Annotated in this window: 19 protein-coding genes and 1 pseudogene; 4 read left to right on the forward strand and 16 right to left on the reverse strand. The window is 73.0% G+C overall.

What is annotated here, in order from left to right; genetic code table 11:
• Nucleotides 1-64 precede the first annotated feature (64 nt).
• Nucleotides 65-2,761: a type 1 periplasmic-binding domain-containing protein gene (locus tag HNR20_RS05360; RefSeq protein ID WP_229687196.1), complete on the reverse strand. Its 2,697-nt coding sequence runs from the start codon at nucleotides 2,759-2,761 to the stop codon at nucleotides 65-67.
• Nucleotides 2,762-2,940: 179 nt separating this feature from the next.
• Between HNR20_RS05360 and HNR20_RS05365 the strand changes: the two genes are divergently transcribed.
• Nucleotides 2,941-4,473: a M1 family metallopeptidase gene (locus HNR20_RS05365; RefSeq protein WP_184176999.1), complete on the forward strand. Its 1,533-nt coding sequence runs from the start codon at nucleotides 2,941-2,943 to the stop codon at nucleotides 4,471-4,473.
• Between the two features lie 251 nt (nucleotides 4,474-4,724).
• On the opposite strand, the gene HNR20_RS05370 is transcribed toward HNR20_RS05365, so the two are convergent.
• The 4 genes from HNR20_RS05370 to gltB form a co-directional block, all read right to left on the reverse strand.
• A complete protein-coding gene (locus HNR20_RS05370) occupies nucleotides 4,725-5,240 on the reverse strand; it encodes a hypothetical protein (RefSeq protein ID WP_184177001.1) in 516 nt (171 codons plus the stop codon).
• A 69-nt stretch (nucleotides 5,241-5,309) separates the two neighbouring features.
• The gene (locus HNR20_RS05375; protein WP_221309712.1) at nucleotides 5,310-6,734 is read right to left on the reverse strand and encodes an MFS transporter; all 1,425 of its coding nucleotides are present in this window, start codon (nucleotides 6,732-6,734) and stop codon (nucleotides 5,310-5,312) included.
• 161 nt (nucleotides 6,735-6,895) lie between these two features.
• Nucleotides 6,896-8,443, reverse strand: a complete 1,548-nt coding sequence (locus tag HNR20_RS05380; RefSeq protein WP_184177003.1) for a glutamate synthase subunit beta — start codon at nucleotides 8,441-8,443, stop codon at nucleotides 6,896-6,898.
• Nucleotides 8,436-13,118 carry a glutamate synthase large subunit gene (gene gltB, locus HNR20_RS05385; protein ID WP_184188020.1) on the reverse strand — a complete coding sequence of 1,561 codons (4,683 nt, stop codon included), beginning with the start codon at nucleotides 13,116-13,118 and terminating at the stop codon, nucleotides 8,436-8,438. The genes HNR20_RS05380 and gltB overlap by 8 nt, the downstream gene beginning before the upstream one ends.
• 165 nt (nucleotides 13,119-13,283) lie before the next feature.
• Here gltB and HNR20_RS05390 point away from each other — a divergent pair, with 165 nt between their 5' ends.
• On the forward strand, nucleotides 13,284-14,129 hold the full coding sequence (locus HNR20_RS05390) for a GNAT family N-acetyltransferase (RefSeq protein ID WP_229687197.1): 846 nt from the start codon (nucleotides 13,284-13,286) through the stop codon (nucleotides 14,127-14,129).
• Nucleotides 14,130-14,147: 18 nt separating this feature from the next.
• On the opposite strand, the gene HNR20_RS05395 is transcribed toward HNR20_RS05390, so the two are convergent.
• Nucleotides 14,148-15,335 (reverse strand): FAD-dependent oxidoreductase, encoded by a 1,188-nt coding sequence (locus HNR20_RS05395; protein ID WP_184177005.1) that lies wholly within the window; start codon nucleotides 15,333-15,335, stop codon nucleotides 14,148-14,150.
• 15 nt (nucleotides 15,336-15,350) lie between these two features.
• Complete coding sequence (lgt, locus tag HNR20_RS05400) at nucleotides 15,351-16,535, reverse strand: prolipoprotein diacylglyceryl transferase (RefSeq protein ID WP_184177007.1); 1,185 nt, start codon at nucleotides 16,533-16,535, stop codon at nucleotides 15,351-15,353.
• Nucleotides 16,536-16,637: 102 nt separating this feature from the next.
• On the opposite strand from lgt, the gene HNR20_RS05405 reads away from it, so the two are divergent.
• Nucleotides 16,638-17,174, forward strand: coding sequence for an NUDIX hydrolase (locus HNR20_RS05405; RefSeq protein ID WP_184177009.1), 537 nt, complete (start codon nucleotides 16,638-16,640; stop codon nucleotides 17,172-17,174).
• Nucleotides 17,175-17,247: 73 nt separating this feature from the next.
• Here the strand turns inward: HNR20_RS05405 and trpA are convergent, their stop codons facing one another.
• From trpA to trpC, 3 genes are read right to left on the reverse strand one after another with little or no spacing between them, the layout of a single operon-like run.
• Nucleotides 17,248-18,051, reverse strand: coding sequence for a tryptophan synthase subunit alpha (gene trpA / locus HNR20_RS05410; protein WP_184177011.1), 804 nt, complete (start codon nucleotides 18,049-18,051; stop codon nucleotides 17,248-17,250).
• Between the two features lies 1 nt (nucleotide 18,052).
• Complete coding sequence (gene trpB / locus HNR20_RS05415) at nucleotides 18,053-19,291, reverse strand: tryptophan synthase subunit beta (protein WP_184177013.1); 1,239 nt, start codon at nucleotides 19,289-19,291, stop codon at nucleotides 18,053-18,055.
• A 37-nt stretch (nucleotides 19,292-19,328) separates the two neighbouring features.
• Nucleotides 19,329-20,132: an indole-3-glycerol phosphate synthase TrpC gene (trpC, locus tag HNR20_RS05420; RefSeq protein WP_172862221.1), complete on the reverse strand. Its 804-nt coding sequence runs from the start codon at nucleotides 20,130-20,132 to the stop codon at nucleotides 19,329-19,331.
• 487 nt (nucleotides 20,133-20,619) lie between these two features.
• Between trpC and HNR20_RS05425 the strand changes: the two genes are divergently transcribed.
• The gene (locus HNR20_RS05425) at nucleotides 20,620-20,889 is read left to right on the forward strand and encodes a hypothetical protein (RefSeq protein WP_184177015.1); all 270 of its coding nucleotides are present in this window, start codon (nucleotides 20,620-20,622) and stop codon (nucleotides 20,887-20,889) included.
• A gap of 15 nt (nucleotides 20,890-20,904) precedes the next feature.
• Here the strand turns inward: HNR20_RS05425 and HNR20_RS05430 are convergent, their stop codons facing one another.
• From HNR20_RS05430 to HNR20_RS05450, 6 genes and pseudogenes are all read right to left on the reverse strand, one after another.
• Entirely contained in the window at nucleotides 20,905-21,510 is a 606-nt protein-coding gene (locus HNR20_RS05430) for a Trp biosynthesis-associated membrane protein (RefSeq protein ID WP_184188026.1), read from the reverse strand.
• The gene (locus HNR20_RS05435) at nucleotides 21,492-23,045 is read right to left on the reverse strand and encodes an anthranilate synthase component I (RefSeq protein ID WP_184177017.1); all 1,554 of its coding nucleotides are present in this window, start codon (nucleotides 23,043-23,045) and stop codon (nucleotides 21,492-21,494) included. The genes HNR20_RS05430 and HNR20_RS05435 overlap by 19 nt, the downstream gene beginning before the upstream one ends.
• Nucleotides 23,042-23,476, reverse strand: coding sequence for a phosphoribosyl-AMP cyclohydrolase (gene hisI / locus HNR20_RS32170; protein ID WP_229687230.1), 435 nt, complete (start codon nucleotides 23,474-23,476; stop codon nucleotides 23,042-23,044). The genes HNR20_RS05435 and hisI overlap by 4 nt, the downstream gene beginning before the upstream one ends.
• 186 nt (nucleotides 23,477-23,662) lie before the next feature.
• A pseudogene (locus tag HNR20_RS32175) lies at nucleotides 23,663-24,343 on the reverse strand (nucleotidyltransferase domain-containing protein); the annotation flags it as partial.
• A gap of 69 nt (nucleotides 24,344-24,412) precedes the next feature.
• Nucleotides 24,413-25,417 carry an aldo/keto reductase gene (locus HNR20_RS05445; protein WP_184177021.1) on the reverse strand — a complete coding sequence of 335 codons (1,005 nt, stop codon included), beginning with the start codon at nucleotides 25,415-25,417 and terminating at the stop codon, nucleotides 24,413-24,415.
• The gene (locus HNR20_RS05450; protein WP_184177023.1) at nucleotides 25,414-25,803 is read right to left on the reverse strand and encodes a MerR family transcriptional regulator; all 390 of its coding nucleotides are present in this window, start codon (nucleotides 25,801-25,803) and stop codon (nucleotides 25,414-25,416) included. The genes HNR20_RS05445 and HNR20_RS05450 overlap by 4 nt, the downstream gene beginning before the upstream one ends.
• Nucleotides 25,804-25,828: the final 25 nt, after the last annotated feature.

The following is a 25,828-nucleotide window of genomic DNA, read 5'->3' on the forward strand; positions in this document are numbered from 1 at the left end:
AGGAACCCTAACGGACACCGGTGGCACCCGGACAGTCCTGCGAGGACGTGTCACGCCGGGCCTGTCACGCCGGGCCGCAGGCCGCCGGGCCGGACGCGTCGGCCACCCCGCAGCGGAACACCTCCACCGGCGCCGTCGCCACGTCGGGCACCTGCTCCACCCGCATCAGGGCCAGCCGCTTGTCGACCGGTTCACCCGAGTCGGGGGTGAACCGGATCAGCCCGGCCACCCCCGGGTAGCCCTGGCCGGCGTTCTGCCGGAGCACCTCCGCGTGCACACCGACCGGGTTGACCGAGGTCGGCTCCCAGCGTTGACGTGGATCGGCGTGGTGCAGCCGGGCGGCGAGGCTCTCCACCGCCCGGATCAGCATCATCGCCGCGTCGTAGGCGAGGCTGACCCGCTCGCCGACCTGGTACCCGGTGTCCGGACGGCAGCGCGGCGGGTCGAGCAGGTCGTCGGCCTGGATCCAGGACAGGAAGCTGGCCCGGGCGTCGTCGCGCCGGTCCTGGGCGGCCCGCAGCGCGGCGCAGGTGGCCAGGGCGGCCTTGGAGACGTACGTGACCGGCAGGTTGCCGGGCGCGGCGGCGCGCAGCCCAGGATTGGCCATGTAGCGGTTCGCCGAGTCGTCGGCGACCAGGTGCCGGGGCGGGTCGGCGCCGCACTCGCGCAGCGCCCGCAGGAAACCGTCGAACTCCGACCACCGACCCGCGTAGAAGAGCAGACCGGGGTACCCGCACTCGCCGGTCAGGCGCTGACCGGTGCGCCACTCGTCGAGGCGCGTGATCCGGGCGCCGAACCGCTGTCGGAGCCCTTCGACGAGGGTGTTCACGTAGAGGTCCTCGGTGAGTGAGCTGCCCTCCAGTGTCGTGTAGAAGACGTGCGCGTCGTTGACCTTCAACACCTGCTGGGCGTACGCGTCGACCATCTCGACCTGATCCGCGTTGGGCGCGGAGATCTGCAGGTAGAGGCGGGAGTTGGCGTCCATCCGGTCGGCGGAGAGCGTGGGCGCCAGCACCGGCAGACCGACCCGGTTCAACTCGCGCAGCGCTCGGGCGGTGCTGGTCCGGCTCTCCACCAACCCGACGACCCCGAGCACCGTCGGATCGTCCCGGGCCAGCTCGGCCAGCATCGCCACGGCCCGGTCGGCGTAGATCATCTGTCGGCCACCGTTGGCCACCACGATCCGCAGCAGCGCGGCGCCGTCGGCCCCGGCCGACTCCTTCAGCAGCGCGTACTGCGCGGTCGCCATGCCCTCGAGCTCCTCCCGCTCGGAGACGTACGACTCCTCGTCGGCACGGGTCCGGTTACCGGTCAGGGTGCCCAGGTAGACCAGGGTGAGGAAGGGCCGGCGCCGGTCGCTGCGCTGCCAGACCTCCTCGGCAGCCCGGTTCTGCGCGAAGATGCGCTGCTGGATGGTCCGCAGCCGCTCCTGGCCGGGGTCGTTGTTGAACACCTGCGCGGCGCTGTCGCTGTAGCCGACACATTCACCGCTGCCGACCACCTCGACCGAGACCTGCCCGCCGGTCAGCGAGGGATGGCAGCCCGGCGACCACCGGCTGCCCACCCACGCGCCCGCCGAGACCAGCACCACCAGGCAGAGCGCCGCCGGCAGGAAACGCCGCGACCACCAGGGCGGGTCGGGCGCGGAGAACGGCCGGATGCCGCCCCGGGAGGGTGGGCCGGTGTCGGTGTCGTCGGGCCGCAGCGCCACGAGCCAGGCGGCCGGGCGGCGCAGCCGCCGCATCTCCGGCAGCGCCTCGGCCCACTCGTCGTACGCCTCGTCGGCCTCCGTCAACGGGTGCGGCTCCGGCAGCTCCGGCGGAGGTTGCCCGCCGGACGCGACGATGAGCAGCGGGTCGTTACGGCCGGTCTCGGTGCGGACGTCACCGATCAGGCGGATCAGTTCCCCGCCGACGTTGCCGGGGGCGACGTGATCGAGCAGCAGCGCCGGGTACGCGGTGCGCCGCCAGTCCGACGGGCGCCACGGCCGACGCCGGTACGCCTGCCGCAGGTCCTCCAGGAACGCGTGCAGCAGCAGCTTGTTGACCTGGTCGGGTTGCTCGCCGTCGCGCCACCCCGCGGTGAGGCGCTCGGCGAAGCCGAGGAAGGTGACCGACTGCCGGGGCGCCAGATACTGCTGGCGCATGAACCAGTTGTAGTGCCGCCCGAGGACCGGCACCCGACCGGAGACAGCGGCCCGGAAGACGACGCCGGGCACGGCGCGACGGACCAGCCAGAGCAGCACCTGCGAGGCGATGCTGACCGCGTCGCCACCGGAGGGCAACGCCTCGGGCGTACGCGGGCCCCGGCGGTCGCGTAGCCGGCGTACCAGGGCCGAACGGCCGTCGTCGGCGTCGACGCCGAAGCTGAGGCTCTGGTGCATCAGCCAGTCGGCGAGCGGATAGTGCCGGAAACGCAGCCGGGCGGCGCCGAACGCCTCCAGCGAGAGCTGCCGGTGCAGCTCGCGCAGCAGCGCCGACACGTCGCCGGCGCCCGGCGGCGCGTCGGCGTCCAGTACGGCGTGCGGCACCCGCCGCCGGGGGCCCTGGCTGAGGAATCGGCGCAGCGGCACCATCAGGTCCGAGGTGTCGGAGCGGACCAGCCAGAGCAGCGGCAGTCTCCGGTCACCTCGACGGGGTCGCCGCAGCAGCCGCGCGAGCAGCGCGAAGAACTCCAACCCGCCGGCCGGCAGGCGGTCCCGTCCTCCGGCGGACTGCCGCTGGCCGATCAACTCGCGCTTGGGCACCTCCGAACGCCGCACGCGTCACCTCCGATCCACACAGTGTGACCATGCGGCGCAAGACCCGCCAGAGCCGGCGACCGACCGCCCACAGAGGACAGCGCCGCCGTACCCGGCGAAGGTCAGCGCGGCGGGCCGGCGACGTTCACCGTTGTCGATTAGGTTGTCGTGGCGAACACCCGATGGAGGGAGTCCACCCCGTGCGACGAGTTCTCACGGCGGCCACCGCCGCCCTGACCCTCACCACCGCCGGCACCATGCTCGCCGGCACCCCTGGCCAGGCCGCCCCGACCGGCTGGGGCCGTCCTGTCGTCACCGTGGCGCCGCAACCCGGCGCGCCCGGCCTGGGCGACAGCTACTTCCCCGACTACGGCAACGGCGGCTACGACGTCGAGCACTACGACGTCCGGCTGCGCTACGACCCGGCGACCGACCAGCTCAGCGGCACCACCACCATCCTCGCCACCGCCACCGAGGACCTCTCCGCCTTCAACCTGGACTTCCTGCTCGACGTCGAGTCGGTACGGGTCAATGGCTGGGCGGCGAGCACCAGCACCGCGGGTGTGCACGAGTTGGTGGTCACCCCGGCCCGCACGGTGACCCGGGGCCAGGAGCTCACCATCGTGGTGCGCTACGCCGGCATCCCGTCGGAGACCCTGGTCGGCGGCTACACCGGCTGGACGCGTACCGACGACGGCGCGCTGGCGGTCAACGAGCCCGAGTCGGCGTGGTGGTGGTTCCCGAGCAACGACCACCCACTGGACAAGGCCACCTTCGACGTCTCGGTGTCGGTGCCCACCGGCGTCGAGGTGATCAGCAACGGCGTGCAGCCGCGGCCACCGCTGGCCGAGGCCGGCAACCGCACCCGGTGGATCTGGCGGACCACCTCCCCCACCGCCACCTACCTGGCCTTCATGGCCATCGGCCAGTACGAGATCGTCAGCGACACCGCCCCGAGCGGCCTGCCGGTGATCAACGCGTACAGCACCTCACTGGGCGAGCTCGGGCCGGCCGCGAGGGCCAGCATCGGGCGGACCGCCGAGATCGTCGACTGGGAGAGCGGGATCTTCGGCCCGTACCCGTTCGAGGCGCAGGGCGGCGTCGCCGGTCCGCTCGACGGCATCGGCTTCGCGCTGGAGACGCAGACCCGACCGGTGTACGGGCCGGGCTACTGGCGACGCGGCGCCAACACGTACGTGGTGGCACACGAGAACGCGCACCAGTGGTTCGGTGACTCGGTCTCGGTGGCCGGGTGGAGCGACATCTGGCTGAACGAGGGCTTCGCCTCGTACGCCGAGTGGCTCTGGTCGGACGAGCAGGGCGAGGGCACCGCGCAGGAATTGTTCGACTTCACCTATGCCAGCTACCCGGCCGACGACGAGTTCTGGCAGGTGCTGCCCGGTGACCCGGGTGCCAACCGGGTCTTCGACGGTGCCGTCTACGACCGGGGCGCGATGACCCTGCACCAGCTGCGGCTGGCCGTGGGTGACGACGCGTTCTTCGAGATCCTGCCGGCCTGGACGGCCGAGCGTCGGTACGGCAACGGCACCATCGCGCAGTTCCAGGAACTGGCCGAACGGATCTCCGGTCTGGACCTGGACGACCTGTTCACCACCTGGTTGTTCACCGCCGGCCGACCCGACGTGGCCACCGCCGCGCGCAAGGCCACCCCGCCGACCGAGCCGAAGTCCTGGGCCAAGATCCGCGAGTCGCACCGCCTGCTGTCGCACTAGGGATCCGGTGTGGACTGGAAGGGCTCGCCGCCCCTGCGGCGGGCCCTTCCAGCTCGCCGGTGGCCCAGTCTCTCCGGCATCCCGCTGTTCTCCCGGGCTGCGGACCGGCGACCGACCACTGCAGTGCTCGCCTGTAGAGCTGCCCCAGAAATGGGGCGATGGCGATGACGGCGGCCCATATCTGGGGCAGCTCTACAGGCATCCGTCGGGGGTGTTGTGACCCACCGGGCCGAGGGCCTGGAGAGCCCCGATCAGGAAGTCGCTGGGACACCTGTCGCCGCAGCCGTGCTCGCTTCGATGGCCCGGATGTGTCGGTAGGCGAACCAGAGCGGTGGGAACGCCCCGACCGCGAAGGAGAGGTCGATGAGCGTCCAGAACCAGGGGATGTCCCGGATCGGGCCACAGATCACCGCCAGTGGGATGATGCCCGCGCAGGCGATCATGCCGACCTGCACCACCCAGACGTTGCGCACCGGGTCGCGCAGCGGCCCCCAGAACGCCACCGCCAGCACCAGATGGGCGAAGGCCAGCCAGTCGGTGCCGTAGAGCAGGAACGGATAGTCCGCGTCGGCGGTCACGAGCCCGGTGTGCACCCGCTCGATCCAGTCGACCAGGGCGGGCAGTTGGCCGGCGAGCGGATCCAGCGCGCGCAGCAGCCAGCGCACCTCGATCTCCAGCGGGAACGCGGTGGCACCACTCAGGAAGAGTCCGATCAGCACGATCCACAGCCACCGGCGGGTCCGCCGTAGCCGCTCCTCGATGTCCATGATCGCAGCGTAACGATGATCTTCGTGGCGGTTGGTCCCGCAGAGCGGCCGCCGGGCGTGACCGCTGTCTCAGCGGCGCGCCGCCGGGCCGGCCGTGGCCAACTCCTCGAGCCGGACCGAGCCCAACCGAACCCCGCCGGGCCCGGCGGGCGCGACGACACAGACCGCCCCGGTCGGCCGGACGATGCGGGCCGCCCTCCAGGCCACTCGTCGTACCGGATGGCGGGGCCGCGGCACGACCAGCGTGAGGGTCGTCGCGCGGGCGCGCTGGCGGTCCAGGGCGGCCGCCGCGACGACCGTGGCGATCGCCGCGACAGCGCCGGCGAGCACGAGCGTCTGGCGCGGCCCGGCGTGTTCGGCGAGCCAGCCGAGCAGCGGAGCGCCGACCGCGGCGGAGACCGAGCCGGTGACCGCCAGCGCGGCGAGCACCCGGCCCCGCATCGCGCCGTCGGTGTCGAGTTGGACGCGGGTACCGACGGTGGTGTCGATGACGACCGCGGCGGCGGCGATCGGCAGGATCACCGCGGCGAAGCTCCAGGTGCCCGGTGCGAGGCCGGCGACGATCTGCAGCCCGCTGGCGAGCAGACCCGCGACGACCAGGGTCCGGTAGTCCAGGGAGCGCCGACGGGCCGCGACGAGCGCACCCAGCACCGTTCCGACCGCGAACACGGTCGACAGGAAGCCGTAGCCGGAGGCGCCGCCGTCCAGCGGCCCGTCACTCATCGCCGCCATCGTCACCTGGTAGTTGCGGCCCAGGCTGCCGAGCACGAACGACAGGGCGAGCGCGAGGAGCAGCACCGGCTGCCTGCGCAGGTACGCGAACCCGGCGCGAGCACCGCCGCGGACCCGACCGTCCTCTGCTGCCGCCACCGTGGGCAGAGCTCCCGGACGGACGGCGAACAGCGCCACCACCACGGCGGCGAAGCTCGCCGCGTTGATGCCGAACAGCAGCGCGGGCCCGACGGCGGCCACCACGACCGCGCCGAGGCTCATGCCGAGGATCCGGCCGGCGGAGTTGGTGAGCGACCCGAGCGCCAGGGCGTTGCCCAGCGTCTCCCGGTCGACGAGGGTGGAGGCCCAGCGACCCATCACCGGGCCCTCGATCGCCGAGACGGCGCCGGTGCCCAGGGAGATCGCGAAGATCAGTGGCAGGCCGCCGAACCCGGTCAGGGCGACCGCGGCCAGTCCGGCGGCGAGTGCCGCGTGGGCCACCTGGGCGGCGATCAACAGCGGGCGGGCCGGCAGGCGGTCGGCGAGCACACCGCCCCAGACGCTGAGCAGCAGCGTGGGAGCCGCCTGGAGCAGCACGGCGAAGCCCATGGACGTCGCCGAGCCGGTCTCCTTCAGGACGTACCAGTTGACCCCGAGGACCTGCATCCAGGTGCCGATGACGGAGACGAACCCGGCGAACGCCCAGATCCGGTAGTTGCGGTGGCGCAGCGCGGCGAAGGTGGCACCCTTGGCCACGACGAACCTCCAAGCGATCGGCTGCATGATCATTCATGCCGATCGCGGTGCGGTTCGGCAGCCGACAAGTCTTGCGGCCTTAAACCTATTTGCCCACGTTTGTGAGCGGTCTCACCAGCGAAGACGTCCGACCGGCGGGCAGGAACTGCCGCGCCGGCCGGACCTCCGTCGATCCGTCGGGTGCCGCCTCAGCGGGTGGCGGCGAGGGCCTGCGCGGCCGAGCCCACCGGGGCCGGCAACGCGCCCACACCGCCGAGATACCCGTGGATGGCGGCGGCCGCCGCACGCCCCTCGGCGATCGCCCAGACGATCAGCGAGGCACCCCGGTGCATGTCGCCGGCGACGAACACCCCGTCGGCGTCGGTCTGCCAGTCGTCGCGCGCGTCGACAGCGCCCCGGGGATTACGGGTCACACCGAACTGGGCCAGCAGCGGCTGCTGCTCGGTGCCCTCGAAACCGATCGCCAGCAGCACCAGATCGGCCGGCAGCTCCCGCTCGGAGCCCGGCACCACGGTGACGACCCGCCGGCCGTCGCGCTTCTCCACGGTCACCTCGGCGATCCGCACCGCCCGCACCTGGCCGGTGCCGTCGTCCACGAACTCCTGCACCGCGACGGCGAAGACCCGCTCGCCACCCTCCTCGTGCGCCGGGTAGCTGCGCAGGATCCACGGCCAGGTCGGCCACGGGTCCCGTGCCTCGTCGCGCGCCTCGGGCGGCTGCGGGTACAGGTCGAGCTGGTGCACGCCCGCCGCACCCTGGCGGTGGGCGACACCGAGGCAGTCCGCCGCGGTGTCACCACCACCGATGATCACTACGTGCTTGCCAGCCGCGTCGATCGGGGTGCCGTCCGGCAGCAGCGCACGCGCCGGCCGGCCCTCGCCCGTGGCCGCGACGCCAGGCTGCTCGGTGGCCGCGGTGGCGACCGCGCGATTCGCCGCGACCAGGTGTGCCATCGCCTGGTGTACGCCCCGAAGCGCGCGCCCGGGGGTCTCCGGAGTGTCCCGGCCCTGCAACGCGCCGCAGGCCAGCAGCACCGCGTCGTGCTCGGCGCGCAACTGCTCGGCGGTGATGTCCACCCCGACGTTCACGCCGGTCCGGAAGCGCACCCCTTCGGCGGTGAGCTGAGCCAATCGGCTGTCGACGTGCCGCTTCTCCAGCTTGAAGTCGGGGATGCCGTACCGGAGCAGGCCACCGATCGCGTCGTCACGCTCGTACACCGTCACCGCGTGACCGGCGCGGGCCAGCTGCTGTGCGGCGGCCAGGCCGGCGGGCCCGGAGCCGACGACGGCGACCGACCGGCCGGACGGCGCCGGCACGGGGCGAGCGGTGAGTCCGCGCGCCACGGCGAAGTCGGCGATCTCCACCTCGATCTGCTTGATGGTCACCGGCTGGCCGCCGGAGATGCCGAGCACGCAGGCCGCCTCGCACGGCGCCGGGCAGAGCCGGCCGGTGAACTCCGGGAAGTTGTTGGTGGCGTGCAGCGAATCCACCGCGGCGTCCCAGTTGCCGGTACGCACCAGGTCGTTCCAGTCCGGGATGCGGTTGCCCAGCGGGCAACCGGCAGTGTCGCTGTGGCAGAACGGGATGCCGCAGTCCATGCATCGCGTGGCCTGCTCACGGACCAGTTCCTCGCCGGCCGGCGGGTAGACCTCCCGCCAGTCGCTGATCCGCACCGGCACCGGGCGGCGGGCCGGCAGTCGCCGGTCGTAGCGCAGGAAACCGTTCGGGTCAGGCACGTGCCACCTCCTGGGCCGCCACCCGCGGGGCGGGCGGCACCGGCGCGGCGGGTGCGCTGAGCGCGCCCATCACCGCGTCGTCGACGTCGCGGCCGGCGGCTTCGGCGGCCCGCATGATCTCCATTACCCGGCGGTAGTCGCGAGGCACCACGGCGGTGAACTCAGCCACCGCCTCCGGCCAACGCTTGAGCAGCTCCTCGGCGACCGCCGACCCGGTCTCGGCCACGTGCCGCTGGACCAGCTCGTGCAGCAACAACTGCTCCTGCTCGCCCAGCGGGGCCAGGTCGACCAGCTCCGCGTTGACCCGGGCGCGGTCCAGTTGGTGCACGAACGCCGTGCCGCCGGACATGCCGGCCGCGAAGTTACGGCCGGTAGCGCCGAGCACCACGACCGTGCCGCCGGTCATGTACTCGCAGCCGTGGTCGCCGACACCCTCGACCACGGCCACCGCGCCGGAGTTGCGCACCGCGAACCGCTCCCCCACGCGCCCACGCAGGAAGACCTCGCCCGCGGTGGCCCCGTACAGGATGGTGTTGCCCGCGATGATCTGATCCTCGGCCCGCTGCCCCGGCTCGGCGTCGACGTCGAGGAACGGCGCGGCGGCGTCCGGACGGACGATGAGTCGCCCACCGGAGAGGCCCTTGCCCACGTAGTCGTTGGCGTCACCGTGCAGCCGCAGGGTCACCCCGCGCGGCAGGAACGCGCCGAACGACTGCCCAGCCGTGCCATGCAGCACGAACTCGATGGTGTCCTCGGGAAGGCCGGCACCGCCGAAGCGACGGGTCACCTCGCCGCCGAGCATCGCGCCGACGCTGCGGTGCTCGTTGCGCACCGCCACCTCGACCCGCACCGGCGCGCCATCCGAGAGCGCCGGACGGGCCAGCGCGATCAGTTCGTTGTCCAGTGCCTGCTCCAGGCCGTGATCCTGCGCGCGGACCCCACGGCGGGCAGCCCCCGCCGGCAGTTCCGGCAGGTGCAGGACAGGCGCCAGGTCCAGACCGTTCGCCTTCCAGTGCGTCACCGCCGGGGCCACGTCGAGCAGCTCGGACTGCCCGATCGCCTCCTCGATCGACCGGAAGCCCAGCTCGGCCAGGTACCCCCGGACCTCCTCGGCGAGGAAGAGGAAGAAGTTCTCCACGAACTCCGGAGTGCCGGTGAAGCGCTCCCGCAGCACCGGGTTCTGCGTGGCGATGCCGACCGGGCAGGTGTCCAGGTGGCAGACCCGCATCATCACGCAGCCGGCGACGATCAACGGCGCGGTCGCGAAGCCGAACTCCTCCGCGCCGAGCAGCGCGGCGATCAACACGTCCCGGCCGGTCTTGAGCTGACCGTCGACCTGCACGGTGACCCGGTCACGCAGCCTGTTGAGCAGCAGCGTCTGCTGTGCCTCGGCCAGCCCCAACTCCCACGGGGTGCCGGCGTGCTTGAGCGAGTTCATCGGAGACGCGCCCGTGCCGCCATCGTGACCGGAGATCAGGATGACGTCCGCCTTGAGCTTCGCCACCCCGGCGGCGACGGTGCCGACGCCGACCTCGCTGACCAGCTTGACGTGCACCCGGGCCGCCGGGTTGACGCACTTCAGGTCGTGCACCAGCTGGGCGAGGTCCTCGATGGAGTAGATGTCGTGGTGCGGCGGCGGTGAGATCAGGCCAACGCCGGGGGTGGCGTGCCGGGTACGGGCGATCCACGGCCACACCTTGTTGCCGGGCAGTTGACCACCCTCACCCGGCTTGGCGCCCTGGGCCATCTTGATCTGGAGGTCGTCCGCGTTGACCAGATATTCGCTGGTCACACCGAACCGGCCGCTGGCGATCTGCTTGACCGCCGAGCGGCGGGCCGGATCGTGCAGCCGCTCGACGTCCTCGCCGCCCTCACCGGTGTTGGACTTGCCGCCGAGGCGGTTCATCGCGATCGCCAGCGTCTCGTGCGCCTCTGCGGAGATCGACCCGTACGACATGGCGCCGGTGGCGAACCGCTTGACGATCTCGGTGGCCGGCTCGACCTCCTCGATCGGCACCGCCGGGCGAACCCCGGTGCGCAGCGTGAACAACCCGCGCAGCGAGCCGGCCTGCGCGGCGAGCGCGTCGACCTTCGCGGTGTACTGCCGGAAGACGTCGTACTGCCGGCTGCGCGTGGCGTGCTGCAGCAGGAAGACCGTCTCCGGGTTGAACAGGTGCAGCTCGCCCTCGCGGCGCCACTGGTATTCGCCGCCGACCTCCAACCGGTCCGAGGCGGCGGTGCCGGCCGGGGGCCAGGCCAGCGCGTGCCGGGCGGCCACCTCGGTGTGCACGCCCGCGAGCGCGACCCCGCCGATCCGGCTGGGGGTGCCCCGGAAGTAGCGCTCGACCAGCCGGTTGTCGAGACCGACCGCCTCGAAGACCTGGGCACCGCAGTACGAGGAGACCGTCGAGATGCCCATCTTCGACATGATCTTCAGGACGCCCTTGCCGAGCGCCTTCGCGTAGTTGTGCACGGCGGCGGCGGGCTCGACACCGGCCAGCGCGCCCGTGGCGATCATGTCCTCCACCGACTCGAAGGCCAGGTACGGGTTGACCGCCGCCGCGCCGTAGCCGATCAGCACCGCCGCGTGGTGCACCTCGCGGCAGTCGCCCGACTCGACGATCAGCGCCGCCTGCGTACGCGTCTGCTCACGCACCAGGTGCTGGTGTACGGCGGCGGTCAGCAGCAGCGACGGGATCGGCGCCAGGTCGGCGTTGGAGTCCCGGTCGGAGAGCACCAGGATCCGGACGCCGTCCTCGATCGCCTCGGAGACGTGCCGGCAGATCTCGGTCAGCCGTGCCTTGATCCCGGCGGCGCCCTCCCGGATGCGGTACAGGCCGGACACCCGGACCGCCTTGAAGCCGGGCAGGTCGCCGTCCTCGTCGATGGAGAGGATCTTCGCGAGCTCGTCGTTGTCGATCACCGGATGCGGCAGCACGATCTGCCGGCAGCTCGCCGCGCCCGGGTCGAGCAGGTTGCCCTCCGGCCCGATCGTCGACGCCAGGCTGGTCACCAACTCCTCGCGGATGGCGTCCAGCGGCGGGTTGGTGACCTGGGCGAAGAGCTGGTGGAAGTAGTCGTAGAGCAGCCGTGGCCGGGTGGACAGCGGCGAGATCGGAGTGTCCGTGCCCATCGAGCCCAGCGGCTCGGCCCCGGTACGGGCCATCGGCCCGAGCAGGATCTTCAGCTCCTCCTCGGTGTAGCCGAAGGTCTGCTGGCGGCGGCGAACCGAGTCGTGCGTGTAGACGGTGTGCTCGCGGGCGGGCAGGTCGCCCAGCTCGATCAGCCCGGCGTGCAGCCACTCGCCGTACGGCTGCGCGGCGGCCAACTCGGACTTGATCTCCTCGTCGTGCACGATCCGGCCGGCGACGGTGTCGACCAGGAACATCTTGCCCGGCTGGAGCCGCCCCTTCGCGACCACGTGGGCCGGGTCGAGGTCGAGCACGCCCGCCTCGGAGCCGAGCACCACGAGCCCGTCGTCGGTCTGCCACCAGCGCCCCGGGCGCAGCCCGTTGCGGTCCAGCACCGCGCCGACGATCTCGCCGTCGGTGAAGGCCACCGACGCCGGACCGTCCCACGGCTCCATCAGGCTGGCGTGGAAGCGGTAGAAGTCACGCTTGGCCGGCTCCATGCCGGGGTCGTTCTCCCACGCCTCGGGGATCATCATGAGCACCGAGTGCGGCAGGCTCCGCCCGGCCAGGTGCAGCAACTCCAGGACCTCGTCGAAGTTCGCCGAGTCGGAGGCGCCGGGGGTGCAGACCGGGAAGACCCGCCGGATGTTGCCCGGCACGTTCGGCGAGCGCAGTAGCGCCTCGCGCGCCTGCATCCAGTTGCGGTTGCCGCGGATCGTGTTGATCTCGCCGTTGTGGGCGATGAACCGGTACGGGTGCGCCAGCGGCCAGGACGGGAAGGTGTTGGTGGAGAAGCGGGAGTGCACCAACGCGATCGCGCTGTCCACCCGCTCGTCGCGCAGGTCCGGGTAGAACGCCGGCAACTGGTCCGGGGTCAGCATTCCCTTGTAGACCATCGTCCGGCTGGACAGCGACGGGAAGTACGCCGGCACGCCCCGCTCGGCGGTCTCCCGTTCGGCCTGCTTGCGCAGGCAGAAGGCCACCCGGTCCAGCTCGATGCCGCTCAGCGGGGAACCGGCCGGCCCCTCGGGGGAATCGGTGAGCCGATGCGCGGCCAGGAAGACCTGCCGGACCCGGGGCATCGCCGCCAGGGCGGTCTCGCCGAGCCCGGTCGGGTCGATCGGCACATCCCGCCAGCCGAGCACGTCGGCACCCTCGACCAGGGCGTACTTCTCGACCACCCGCCGGGCACGCGCCTCGGCGGCATCGTCGTCGGGGAGGAACACCAGCCCGGTGGCGTATTCACCGGCCGCGGGAAGCGCGACGTCGGCCACCGCGCGCAGAAACGCGTCGGGCACCTGCATCATGATGCCCGCGCCGTCGCCGGTGTTCGGCTCGGCGCCCCGGGCGCCCCGATGGTCCAGCCGGCAGAGCGCGCCGAGCCCGTTGGCGACGACCGCGTGCGAACGGCGGCCGTGCAGGTCCGCTACGAACGCCACGCCGCAGGCATCGTGCTCCTGCGTCGGGTCGTAGAGGCCCTGGGCCAAGGGGTGGGCGCCGGGCGTCGGGGACGCCTGCGGGCTGTGCGGGTACGGCTGTGTCATATCCGCGTACGGCTGAGCCACCGGGCCTCCTGTCGTCACTCAGGTTGGATCATGGTGGGGACGACGTCGGCCCGTGGGTCTATTGAGTCTACGTTAGGGCCGGGCCCGCCCTGCCACCTGAGATTGATCACACCGTCCATAGGCTGGGACGTGTAGTCTCGCGCGGTGGATCCGCTACACAAGGACATCTTCGACCGGTTGGAACACTTCTACGACGCGGTGCCCCGCGACGTCGCCGGTGTGGAGGAGCATGGCGGGCTGGTGTTGTTCGTCCGCGAGGGTGCCGGCTGGCCGTTCTACGCCCGCCCCCGGATCGACGCCACCGAGCCGCCGTCGCTGGCCGACGTGACCTCGGTCCGCGAGCGGCAGCGGAAGCTGGGCCTGCCGGAGGCCTTCGAGTGGGTGCACGAGACGACCCCCGAGCTGCTGGCGGTGGCCCGCTCGGCGGGGCTGAGCGTGCTGGAGGCACCGCTGATGGTGCTCGACCCGACGGCCCTGCCCGACCCGGCGACGCTGTCCGACGGGGCGGTACGGGTGCTGGCGGCGGACTCCCCCAGCTTCGCCGCCGACGTCGCCGCCCGGCGTGCGGTGGCGGCGGTGTCGTTCGCGGCGGCCGGCACCGCGCCGGGTGAGGCCGGCCCGGCCGAGCGGGACGCCGCCGTCACCGAGCTCGAGTTGGCCGCGCTCGACGAGGAGCGTTCCCGGATCGCGGACGGTCGACGGGTCTCCGCGCTGGCCGGCACGTCGGTCGACGGTGCGCTGGCCAGCGGCATGGCGATGCGTGTGGGCGACGTCGCGGAGATCGCCGGGGTGGCCACGCTGCCGGCCGCCCGACGACGCGGGCTGGGCGCCGCGCTCACCGCCGCCCTTGCCCACGAGCTCCGCGCGGCCGGCACCGACCTGATCTTTCTCTCCGCGGGCAGCGAGGACATCGCCCGGGTCTACCTGCGGGTCGGGTTCCGCCGCATCGGCACCGCCTGCATCGCCGAACCCGCCGCCCTCATCGCCTGACCTCTCCCGTGACCGAGGTCAGGCTGGGGGACGCCACTGGGCGGCGGTGGCCGCGGCGCTGGAGAGCAACCGCGTGTTGATCGTGCCGAGTGCGGCGTCCCGGGCGCGCAACGCCAACCGGCCCCGGGTCTGCAGCACCGCCGACATCCGCCGGGTCTGCCGGACCACGGTCGCGGCCCGGGGACGGCGCACCCGGTCGTACGCCTGAACGGCGTCGGGCAGTCGAGCCTCCCGCAGCAGGGAGGCGAGCGTGGCGGCGTCCTCGAACGCGAGGCAGGCGCCCTGCCCCAGGTGTGGTGGCATGGCGTGCGCCGCGTCGCCCAGCAGCACCACCCCGCCCGGCCCGACCGGGAAGCCGTACGCACGGGGCAGCGGACGAAGCTCGCGGACCTCCTGCTGGACCAGGTCGGCCGGGTCGGTGGCGTCGAGCAGCGCGCCGACCGGGGCGGGCCAGCCCGCGTACCAGCGGCGCAGCAGGGCGAGCTGGGTCTCCGGGGGTTCCGGGCGTGGTGCCCCGGCGGCGGTGGCGACCCAGTAGATGCCGCCCCGGGTGGACCCGCCTGAGGAACCGCGCTCGCCCAGCGACGCGGCCACGAACCGGTAGCCGGCGCCGAGGATCTCGCCGGCCAGCGGCTGGTCGTCGGGCAGCCGGGGTGCCTGGTACCAGGGAATGACGGCCCGCCAGGCGGCGCATCCGGAGCTGACCACCCGGGACTCGGGGGCGAGTTGGCGGCGGATGCCGCTGTCCGTGCCGTCGGCGGCGACCACCAGGTCGGCCTCGATGGTGTGCCGTCCGTCGCTGACCGCCGGTCGCTCGCCCGGCTCCACCCGGACGTGGCGCACGGTCACGCCGGTACGCAGGTCGACCCGGTCACCAAGGCCGGCGATCAGCGTGTCGTGCAGGTCCTCGCGGTGCACCACCACGGGCATCCGGTCGGGCGGGATGGGCCGAGGCTGCACGAGCCAGTGCCCGTCCGGGCGACGGACCCCGCCGTCGGCCAGCGGGGTGGCGATGGCGGCCAGGCCCGCGCCGAGGCCGAGAGCCTGCAGCGCGCGGACGCCGTTGGGCCAGAGCACCACGGCGGTCGACTCGGGGCGGACCCGTTCGGCGCGTTCCAGCAGGGTGACCTGCCAGCCGGAGCGGGCCAGCGCGCCGGCCACCGCGAGGCCACCGACCCCTGCGCCGACCACCACCGCGCTTCGCATCGGTGCCGCCCCCGCTCAGCTGTCCCGGTCGGCGGGCCGCACGCCTGTGGCGTCGGCCCGGTCGGCGCGCGAGGTCGACGGGTCGTCCGCCGGCTCGTCGTCGGTCGACGGGCCGTCGACGGGCGCCGCGTCACCGAGCGGCTCGCCGTCCGGTCGGGAGTCCTCGTCGGTAGCCGGCTCCGGCGGAATGACGCCGGTGTCCTGCCAGGCGGCGTACTGCTCCTCGCTGACCACCCGGTAGCCCTCCGGCGCGGCGGCCCGCGTGGGGGTCTCCCGCTCGGAGAGGTCGACCTGGGACAGGTCGGACGTGGGGGGCGGGGTCGGCGTCGCCGCCGCGCCGAGCGGGATCAGGTAGTCCCGAGGGCCGCGCACCCGCACGAAGTAGATCAACGCGCCGAGGAAGACCAGGGCGGCGGTCCAGACGTTGAGCCGGACGCCGAGGATCTGGTTGGCCTCGTCGGTGCGCATCAGCTCGATCCAGAACCGGCCGACGGTGTAGCCCATCACGTAGAGCGCGAACGCTCGGCCGCGACCCAGCTTCAGCCGGCGATCCAGGATCAGGACCAGGGCGACGACGCCGAGGTTCCACAGCAACTCGTAGAGGAAGGTCGGGTGGTAGAGGCCCGGTTCGAGGATTGGCTGCCCGGCGTCGTCACGCAGCGCGTGCCCCGGATTGTCCGGGTCCATCCGGTGGATCTCCAGGCCCCACGGCAGGTTGGTGCGGCCACCGAACAGCTCGTTGTTGAACCAGTTGCCGAGCCGGCCGACCGCCTGGGCCAGCGGCAGCCCGGGGGCCAGCGCGTCGGCGACCACGCCGAACGGGATACCGAGCTGCCGGGCGGCGATCCAGGCGCCGACCGCGCCACCGGCGACGGCACCCCAGATGCCGAGACCGCCCTCCCAGATGGCGAACGCCTTCATCGGGTCACCACCGGCGCCGAAGTATTTGTCCGGCGAGGTGATCACGTGGTAGATCCGGGCGCCGATGATGCCCGCGGGCACCGCCCACACGGCGATGTCGAGCACCGCGCCGGGCGCGACGCCGCGCTGCCGCAGCCGGCGCTCCGTCACCCAGCAGGCCAGCACGATGCCGGCGATGATGCAGAGCGCGTACGCCCGGATCGGCACGGGCCCGAGCTGCCAGACCGCGGTGCTGGGACTGGGCAGGGCCGCCTGGGGGGACAGCGAGGCGAGGGTCACGGGTGCACACGCTACCGCTGCACACCCCCACAGCGGCACCCCGGGCGGTTGGAGGGTGTATCTCGATGACTTCTGGTTTGCGCCGCCGTAGGCTCTTTGTCCATGGGCGCGCTCACCTGGGCGGTTGCCGCGGTCGTCAGCGACGACACCGGCCGGGTGCTGCTCTGCCAGCAGGGTCGGGGTGAACGCCGCTACGCGCTGCCCGGCGGGCGACTGCGCCCGGCCGAGAGCCCGGTGCGGGCGGCCCTGCGGGACATCCGCGCGGAGACCGGCTGGGAGATCGAGCTGGTCGACCTGGTCGGCGTCTACCACCTGACCGGGCCCATGAGGGAGACCCCGGCAGGACGCGCCGGGCCGCTACCGGACGTCCTCGTGCACGTGTTCCGGGCCCGCGCCGCCGACGTCCGACCCACCGCCGACCCACCGCCGGGCTGCCGCCTGTCCTGGCACGCCCCCGCCGCGTTGCCCGAGGCGGTCACCCCGCTCACCCGGGCCGCCGTCACCGACGCGGTCGCCGGCCGCTCCGGCGTGCTCCGCGACGCGTGGGCGCCCGGAACCGACCACGACGAGCGGCCGGGAGTGGGTCAGCCACCGGAGCAACGCGGCGAGGCAGCGACAGACCCGTCGTTCCGGCCCTGACCACACGCTCCGCGGATCGCCGTCGCCGGCCACAACCCCGTGCGCGACCTGCCGGCACCTGGGCCGGTCACGCTCACCGGACGGGGGTGCGGACGCCCTCGGCGAGTTCGGCGCTGAGGGTACGCAGCGCGGCCAGCCCCTCCGCCTCGGAGGGCGCGTCGAGCAGGCACCGGATCAGCGCGCTGCCGACGATCACCCCGTCGGCGTACCCGGCGACGGTGCCGGCCTGCGCACCGGTGCCCACGCCCAGACCGACACCGACGGGCAGGTCGGTGACCGCCCGAACCCGGGAGACCAGCGTCGGCGCGGCATCGGAGGTACGCGCCCGGGCGCCGGTCACACCCATGACGGCGGTCGCGTAGACGAAGCCACGGCAGTGCTCCACGGTCATCGCCAGCCGAGCGTCGGTGGACGACGGCGAGACCAGGAACGTGTGGTCCAGCCCGTGTGCGTCCGAGGCGGCCAGCCACTCGTCCGCCTCGTCGGGAATGAGGTCGGGGGTGATCAGACCGGTGCCACCGGCAGCGGCGAGGTCACGGGCGAACACGTCCACGCCGTACCGCTCGACCGGGTTCCAGTAGGTCATCGTGACCACCGGAGCCCCGGTGGCCGCCACCGCCTCGATGATGCGCAGCGTGTCCGTGGTGCGTACGCCCCCGGCCAGCGCGATGTCACTGGCCTTCTGGATCACCGGCCCGTCCATCACCGGGTCCGAGTAGGGGATCTCCACCTCGATGACGTCGACACCGGCCTCGACCATGGCGGTCATCGCGGCGATGCTGCCCTCGACGGTCGGGAAACCGGCCGGCATGCAGCCCACCAGCAGCGCCCGTCCGTCGGCGCGGGCCTTGTCGAAGGCCACCCCGATCCGGCTCATCTCACCGCTCCTTGTCGAGGATGCCGAAGTAGTCCCCGGCGGTGTGCACGTCCTTGTCGCCCCGCCCGGAGAGGTTGACCACGATGGTCGGCTCCCGGCCCAGCTCGGCGGCGAGCTTCGGCGCCAACGCGACGGTGCCGGCGAGCGCGTGCGCGCTCTCGATCGCCGGGATGATCCCCTCGGTGCGGCAGAGCAGCTCGAACGCGGCCATCGCCTCGTCGTCGGTGACCGGCAGGTAGCTCGCCCGGCCGGTGTCGTGCAACCAGGCGTGCTCGGGCCCGACGCCCGGGTAGTCCAGGCCGGCGGAGATCGAGTGCGACTCCAGGGTCTGCCCGTCGGCGTCCTGCAGCACGAAGGTCCGGGTGCCGTGCAGGACACCGGCCGACCCGCCGGTGATGCTCGCCGCGTGCCGGCCCGTGGCCACCCCGTCGCCGCCGGCCTCGAAGCCGTACAACCGCACGTCCTGATCGCCGACGAAGGCGTGGAAGATGCCCAACGCGTTGGAGCCGCCGCCGACGCAGGCGGTGACCGCGTCCGGCAGCGCACCGGTGAGGTCGAGGCACTGCTGGCGGGCCTCGTCTCCGATGCCCCGGACGAAGTCGCGGACCATCGCCGGGAACGGGTGCGGGCCGGCGGCGGTGCCGATCAGGTAGTGCGTCTCGTCGACGTTGGCCACCCAGTCGCGCATCGCCTCGTTCATCGCGTCCTTGAGAGTGCGCGAGCCGTTGGTGACCGGAACGACGGTGGCGCCGAGCATCCGCATCCGGGCGACGTTGAGCGCCTGCCGCTCGGTGTCGACCTGGCCCATGTAGACCACACACTCCAGGTCGAACAGGGCGGCGGCGGTCGCGGTCGCCACGCCGTGCTGGCCGGCCCCGGTCTCCGCGATCACCCGGGTCTTGCCCATCCGCTTGGTGAGCAGCGCCTGGCCGAGCACGTTGCGCACCTTGTGCGCGCCGGTGTGGTTGAGGTCCTCGCGCTTGAGCAGCACCCGAGCGCCGACCCTCGCGGAGAACCGCCGGGCCTCGTAGAGCAGCGACGGCGTGCCCGCATAGTCGCGCAGCAGCCCACCGAACTCGGCCCGGAAGGACTCATCCGCCATCGCCGTGCGCCACGCCCCGTCGAGCTCGTCCAGCGCGGCCACCAGGGCCTCGGGAACGAACCGACCGCCGAAACGGCCGAAATGGCCGGTGGAGTCGGGCTGCGGGCCAGCCAGTGGGGCCAGCGCGTCGGCGCTCATCGGAAATCCTCTCGGTGGGACGTACGTCGGCGCGGGGTCAGCGCACCGGCCGGGGCGTTGCCGGGTGGTTGCCGGCGTTGACCAGCTCAGCAACCGCCTCGCGGGGGCTCTTCTGCGTGACCAGGCCCTCGCCCACGAGGACCGCGTCGGCACCCGCGGAGGCGTACCGGATCAGGTCGTGCGGGCCGCGGACGCCGGACTCGGCGATCTTGACCACGCTGCTGGGCAGACCGGGCGCGATTCGCTCGAACACCGACCGGTCGACCTCAAGGGTACGCAGGTCACGGGCGTTGACCCCGATCACCTGAGCGCCGGCCTCCAGAGCGCGGTCGGCCTCCTCCTCGTCGTGCACCTCGACCAGCGCGGTCATGCCCAGCGACTCGATCCGCTCCAGCAGGCCCATCAGCACGTTCTGTTCGAGCGCGGCGACGATCAGCAGGACCAGGTCGGCGCCGTGCGCGCGCGCCTCGTGCACCTGGTAGCTGGAGACCACGAAGTCCTTGCGCAGCACCGGCACGGTGACCGCGGCCCGGACGGCCGCCAGGTCGTCCAGTGAGCCGCCGAACCAGCGCCCCTCGGTCAGCACGCTGATCGCCCGCGCCCCACCGGCCGCGTAGTCGACCGCCAGATCGGCCGGATCGGCGATCTCGGCCAGCCGGCCCTTGGACGGCGACGAGCGCTTCACCTCGGCGATCACGGCCACGCCGGGCTTGCGCAGCGCCGCGTACGCGTCCAGCGGCGGCGGCGCCGCCGCTGCCAGTTCACGGATCCGCTCCAGCGGAACCTGCTCCTGGCGTCGGGCGACGTCCTCACGTACGCCAGCCAGAATCTCGTCGAGCACGCTTACGGACGCTGCCTGACCGGCCTCGTCCCCCTCCGCGTGCGCATGCTCAGCAGTCACCAACGGACTCCCCTCTCCGGGCGTCATGGGCCGATGCTAGGGGCAGCCGACCGACGCCGGATGCCGGGGGTATGGCGCTGCTCACGAAAAGGGCTGCGGCATAATGGCCGACTTGCCGTGAACGGTATGTCACGCAGCGCCACCTCCCGTATCGACCGCTGTCACGCGGAACGGAGCCTGGCGGCCACGGTCAGACCGGGCCGATCCATCGATCATGCCACCAGTTCCTGGGCAGCGCCCGCCGACAACGGCGTCGATCGATGTTGTGACCAAGCTCAAGGCCGAACGGACGGCCCCTGGTCATGGCCGAGGCGGGACAGTTGACCGGGCGGTCACGGCGGCGAAACGTCAGCCGGTCAGCATCGTCCTCAGGCAGACTCGATGACGCGCCTGCCCCGACCGTCGCAACTCCTCGTGCGAGGTGACCATGAGCATTTCCGAGCCGCAACCGAACATCGGGCTGACGACCATCTCACGGACGGTAGCGTCGCTCGCCGTCGGGGTGGTGCACACCCTGGAGCGGGCCGTGGTGGGCGAGGGACGGATGCGGACCGCGCGCGGCAACGCCTGGGAAGCGGTCTGCGCCGACCGCGCCCGCGCCGACCAGCGCGCCGAACTGAACCGCCTGGTGGCCGAGCTGACCGCCGCCCGCGCCGCCGGTCACCGACCGCAGCGGGACCGTCAGCCAGTCGCCTGACACTCCGGCCATCGCTCAGTCGGCCGTCGGGTCCTCGCCCCGATCCAGCGCGTTCCACGCCTCGGTGGTCCGCCGCCCCGCCATCGGCGCTTGCGGCCCCTCCGGGCCGGTCGAAACCGACGAGCCCTCCGGATCGTTCCGCGCCGGCCGCTCGTACCGAGCACCCATCGCCGGCCAACCGCCGCCGCGCAGCGCCGTCCAGAAACCGCCCGCGGCGGCCAGCAGACCGCCGAGCAGGCAGAGCGCCGGCCACTGCCGGCTCACCGAACCGCCGACGTCGGCGACCAGCCCGTAACCGCCACCAGCCGCCACGGCCAGCGCGAGCACGCCGAGCAGCACACCGAGCACCCGCCGCAGCCCCCCACGGGTCGCCAGCACCGCGCCACCGCCGGCCAACGTCACCAGGGCCAACGCCGGCAGCCAGGGCAGCAAGCCGGCGCCGCTGCGGGCCTCACGCACCGGCGGCAGCGGCGCCGGACGCAGCGTCAGCTCGACCGACCAGTTCCGCGTCGCAGCCCACAGGGCCAGGCCCGCGCCGGCCAGGCAGAGCAGGACGGCGTACGTCAACTCGCGCCGCCCCACCGCGGACCGCTCCCCGGCACTCAACGGGCCGGCCGCAATGTTTCGGCGGCCGCGATCGCCGCCAGCACCGCCGCGGCCTTGTTCCGCGTCTCCTGGTCCTCGGCGGCCGGGTCGGAGTCGGCCACCACCCCCGCCCCGGCCTGCACGTAGGCGCGGCCCTCGCGGATGAGCGCGGTCCGGATGGCGATCGCCATGTCCAGGTCGCCGCCGAAGCCGAAGTAGCCGACCGTGCCGCCGTAGAGGCCGCGGCGGACCGGCTCCAGCTCCTCGATGATTTCCATGGCGCGCACCTTCGGCGCGCCGGACAGGGTGCCGGCCGGGAAGGTCGCGGCGAGCGCGTCGAACGCGGACTGGTCGTCACGCAGCGTGCCGGTGACGGTGGAAACGATGTGCATGACGTGGCTGTACCGCTCGATGGTGGCGAACTCGGGCACCTCCACGCTGCCGGGCTGACACACCCGGCCCAGGTCGTTGCGGCCCAGGTCGACCAGCATCACGTGCTCGGCCCGTTCCTTCGGGTCGGCGAGCAGCTCCGCGGCGAGCGCGGCGTCGGCGGTGGGGGTGCCGCCGCGCGGCCGGGTGCCGGCGATCGGGTGCAGCAACGCCCGGCGCCGCCCGTCCGGGCCGCCGGTCACCTTCAGGTGCGCCTCCGGCGAGGAACCGACGATGTCGAACCCGTCGAAGCGCAGCAGGTACATGTACGGGCTGGGGTTGCTGGTGCGCAGCACCCGGTAGACGTCCAGCGGGTCGGCGTGCGTCGACCGCTCGAAGCGCTGGGACAGCACGATCTGGAAGCACTCGCCGGCCCGGATCGCCTCCTTGGCCGCCTCCACCGCCTTCGGGTAGCCGCCGTCGGGCGTACGGCAGAGCACCTCGCCGGCCGGCGGACGCTCGACGGTGGAGATCATCGGCGGGATGGGCCGGGACAGCGCGGTGGTCATCGCGTCCAGCCGGCCCACGGCGTGGTGGTACGCGGCGGCGACCTGCGGAGCGCGGTCCGGGGCGTCCAGCGGCGGCAGCACCGCGTTGGCGACCAGGATCGCCGAGCCGTCGTAGTGGTCGAGCACCACCAGGTCGGTGGCGAGCATCATGCCCAGCTCGGGTACGCCAAGGTCGTCCTCGGTCAGCTCCGGCAACCGCTCGAAGCGGCGGACCAGGTCGTACCCCAGGTAGCCGACCATGCCCCCGGTCAGTGGCGGCAGACCGTCGGACGGGTCCCCGACCGGGCCGGCGAGCGCCGCCACCGTCTCGCGCAGGACCCGCACCGGATCACCCTCGGTGGGCAGCCCGGCCGGCGGCTGACCCAGCCAGGTGGCCACGCCGTCCCGCTCGATGAGGGTGGCGCTGCTGCGTACGCCGATGAACGAGTACCGCGACCAGGCCATGCCGGCCGAGCCGACGCCCTGCTCAGCCGATTCCAGCAGGAACGTGCCCGGTCCACCGGCCAACTTCCGGTAGACCCCGACCGGGGTCTCCGCGTCGGCCAGCAGCCGCCGGGTGACCGGCACGACCCGCCAGTCGGCGGCCAGCTCGGTGAAGGTGGCCAGGTCGGGGCTGACGGTGCCGTCGGTCATGGGCGTGCCTCCGGGGCGGTGACGGGCAGGTCGGTGAAGAAGCAGGTCCGGTGCCCGGTGTGGCAGGCGGCACCGACCTGGTCCACGCTTACCAGCAGCGCGTCCCCGTCGCAGTCCAGCGCGACCGAACGGACGTACTGGTGGTGCCCGGAGGTGGCGCCCTTGACCCAGTATTCGCGGCGGCTGCGCGACCAGTAGGTGGCTCGACCGGTGGTGAGGGTGCGGTGCAGTGCCTCGTCGTCCATCCAGGCGACCATCAGCACCTCGCCGGAGTCGTGCGCGCGGACCACGGCGGCGACCAGACCGTCGGCGGTGCGGCGCAACTGGGCCGCGATGGCCGGGTCGAGCCGGGACGGGCGGGCCGGGACGGGCGCCACCGGGTCGCTCGGGTCGTTGGGGCCGCCGGTCACCGGCGAGTCAGGTACGGGCACAGTGACCAATTGTCCCGCACGCGGCGCGGGCACCGGCGACCGCTCCCGCCGGGGCTGCGGCGCGAGCCCGGCGGGCCGTGCCAGCTGGGCCACGTAGCGATCCAGCCGGCCGTCGACCAGGGCCGCGGCCAGGTCCGCGCCGGCTACCTCGGCGATCTCCTCGGCGTACGGCCGGATCAACGGCAGTGTGCCGGCGACCAGCCGTACGGCGGCGGCCCAGAGTTGGCCGGTGGCTCCCGGGCGCAGCCCGAGGCAGAGCAGCATGTCCGCCCGGTAGCCGGGTGGGGCCACCGGCAGTTCCAGGGCCGCCGCGAAGGCCGCCCGGCGGGAGTGCACCCGCACCGACGGGTTCGCGGGGCGCAGCACCGATGGGCAGAGTCGAGCGAGGTCGGCCACGGCGAGCCGTACCCCGAGGCGGTCGCTGGCGGCCCGGGCGGATGCGGCCTTACCCAGCGTGGCGATCAGCTCTTCGAGTCGGGGTGGCTCGGCGGGCTGGCAGAGCACCGGCAGGTCGATCCGGGGCCGCCAGTGGGGGTCGGCCCAGAGCAGCCGCGCCGGCGCGGTGACCGGCAGCCCGAACGCCCAGTCGGCCGGTTCGCCGAGTCGGTGCACCCAGGAGCGGACGTCGCGGGCGGCCACCGAGACGTGGGTGACCCGACCTGCGGATTCGGCCAGGTACGCCCGCCGCGCCGCGTACGGGGCGCCGCCGACCAACACGTCGAGGTCGACATCGCTGTGCGCGGTGGCCGCGCGACGGGCGTGACTACCGCGCAGCAGGATGCCGACAACCGGCCGCTCGACGGTCTGCCGCAACCGCGCGGCCCAATCCTCAAGAAAACCGCTATCCGGTAACGGAGCGTGACCCACCGAGTCATCGTGCCGTACGCCCGATCGGTGCGCAATGCCCGTTGCCGGACCTGGTGTCCGGTCCGGAGGCTACTGCCCGACCATTCTCATTGCTGCCGCGGGATACCTTTCGCCGGCTGCGGCGCCGGGCGGCAGGGCAGCGCTGAGTCGGGCCAGGTGCTCCGGGCCGAGCTTCAGGTCGACGGCGGCGGCGTTCTCCTCCAGCCAGCGCACCCGCTTGGTGCCCGGGATCGGCAGGATGTCCTCGCCCTGGGCGAGCAGCCAGGCCAGCGCGATCTGCGCCGGGGTGGCGCCCATCTCGGCGGCGACCGCCCGCACCTGGTCGACCAACGCCAGGTTGGCGTCCAGGTTGTCCTCGGCGAAGCGCGGCGCGCCCCGGCGCCAGTCGTCGGCCGCCAACTGTTCGCGGCTCGTGATCGCCCCGGTGAGCAGCCCTCGGCCGACCGGCGAGTACGCCACCAGCGCCACCCCCAGCTCCCGGCAGGTGGCCAGCATCTCGCCCTCGACGTCCCGGCTGAACAACGAGTACTCCAACTGCACGGCGCTGATCGGGTGCACCGCGTGCGCGGCACGCAGGGTCGCCGGGCTGACCTCGGACAGGCCGATCAGCCGCACCTTGCCGGCGCGGACCAGCTCGGCCATCGCCCCGACGGTCTCCTCGATCGGGGTGTCGGGATTACGACGATGCAGGTAGTAGAGGTCGATGGTGTCCACACCGAGCCGGCGCAGCGACGCGTCGCACGCTTCGCGGGCCCAGGCGGCGCTGCTGTCCACGTACGCGCCGGGGGTGCCGGTGCCACCGAAGGCCTCGCCGGTCACCCGGTTGCCGAACTTCGTGGCCAGGAAGACCTCGTCACGTCGGGCCCGCACCACCGGCCCGAGCAGTTCCTCGTTGGCGCCGCGACCGTACATGTCGGCGGTGTCCAGGTGGTTGACGCCCAGGTCGAGGGCGCGGTGCAGGGTGCGGGTCGACTCGGCGTCGTCGCGACCGCCGTAGGCGAAGCTCATCCCCATGCAGCCGAGCCCGATCGCCGAGACATCCGGCCCGGTGGTGCCCATTCGACGACGGATCATCGGTTCTCCTCCTCGGCGCGACGGTAGGCGTCGATCTTGTAGTTGAGCACGCTGAGGTCTTCCTCCAGCTCGGCCATCCGGTTCAGCACCCGGGCGCGGTGCGCCTCGAAGAGCGCCCGCCGGGCACCGAGGGTCCGGTCGCCCTGCCGGGCCAGCTCGGCGTAGTGACGCATGTCGCGCACCGGCATCCCGGTGCGGCGCAGCCTGGTGAGCAGGAGCAGCCAGTTGACGTCTCCGGCGGTGTACCGCCGACGTCCGACGGCGTCCCGGCCGACCGGCGCGACCAGCCCTTCCTGCTCGTACCAGCGCAGCGTGTAGGTGGTGAGGCCGACGCGTTCGGCGGCCTCACCGACGGTGAGGGTCATCTTCTTGGTGCTGACGTCCACGCCATCCAGGCTTCCAGTTCGAGTG

The sequence above is a fragment of the Micromonospora parathelypteridis genome, from assembly GCF_014201145.1.
Classification (GTDB): domain Bacteria; phylum Actinomycetota; class Actinomycetes; order Mycobacteriales; family Micromonosporaceae; genus Micromonospora; species Micromonospora parathelypteridis.

What these genes read in the sequence shown, in the direction of transcription:
- HNR20_RS05370 (WP_184177001.1), bottom strand. Translation starts at nt 5,240, where the DNA reads ATGGACATCGAGGAGCGGCTACGGCGGACCCGCCGGTGGCTGTGGATC.
- HNR20_RS05375 (WP_221309712.1), bottom strand. Translation starts at nt 6,734, where the DNA reads ATGCAGCCGATCGCTTGGAGGTTCGTCGTGGCCAAGGGTGCCACCTTC.
- gltB (WP_184188020.1), bottom strand. Translation starts at nt 13,118, where the DNA reads ATGACACAGCCGTACCCGCACAGCCCGCAGGCGTCCCCGACGCCCGGC.
- HNR20_RS05395 (WP_184177005.1), bottom strand. Translation starts at nt 15,335, where the DNA reads ATGCGAAGCGCGGTGGTGGTCGGCGCAGGGGTCGGTGGCCTCGCGGTG.
- HNR20_RS05405 (WP_184177009.1), top strand. Translation starts at nt 16,638, where the DNA reads ATGGGCGCGCTCACCTGGGCGGTTGCCGCGGTCGTCAGCGACGACACC.
- trpA (WP_184177011.1), bottom strand. Translation starts at nt 18,051, where the DNA reads ATGAGCCGGATCGGGGTGGCCTTCGACAAGGCCCGCGCCGACGGACGG.
- trpB (WP_184177013.1), bottom strand. Translation starts at nt 19,291, where the DNA reads ATGAGCGCCGACGCGCTGGCCCCACTGGCTGGCCCGCAGCCCGACTCC.
- HNR20_RS05425 (WP_184177015.1), top strand. Translation starts at nt 20,620, where the DNA reads ATGAGCATTTCCGAGCCGCAACCGAACATCGGGCTGACGACCATCTCA.
- HNR20_RS05435 (WP_184177017.1), bottom strand. Translation starts at nt 23,045, where the DNA reads ATGACCGACGGCACCGTCAGCCCCGACCTGGCCACCTTCACCGAGCTG.
- HNR20_RS05445 (WP_184177021.1), bottom strand. Translation starts at nt 25,417, where the DNA reads ATGATCCGTCGTCGAATGGGCACCACCGGGCCGGATGTCTCGGCGATC.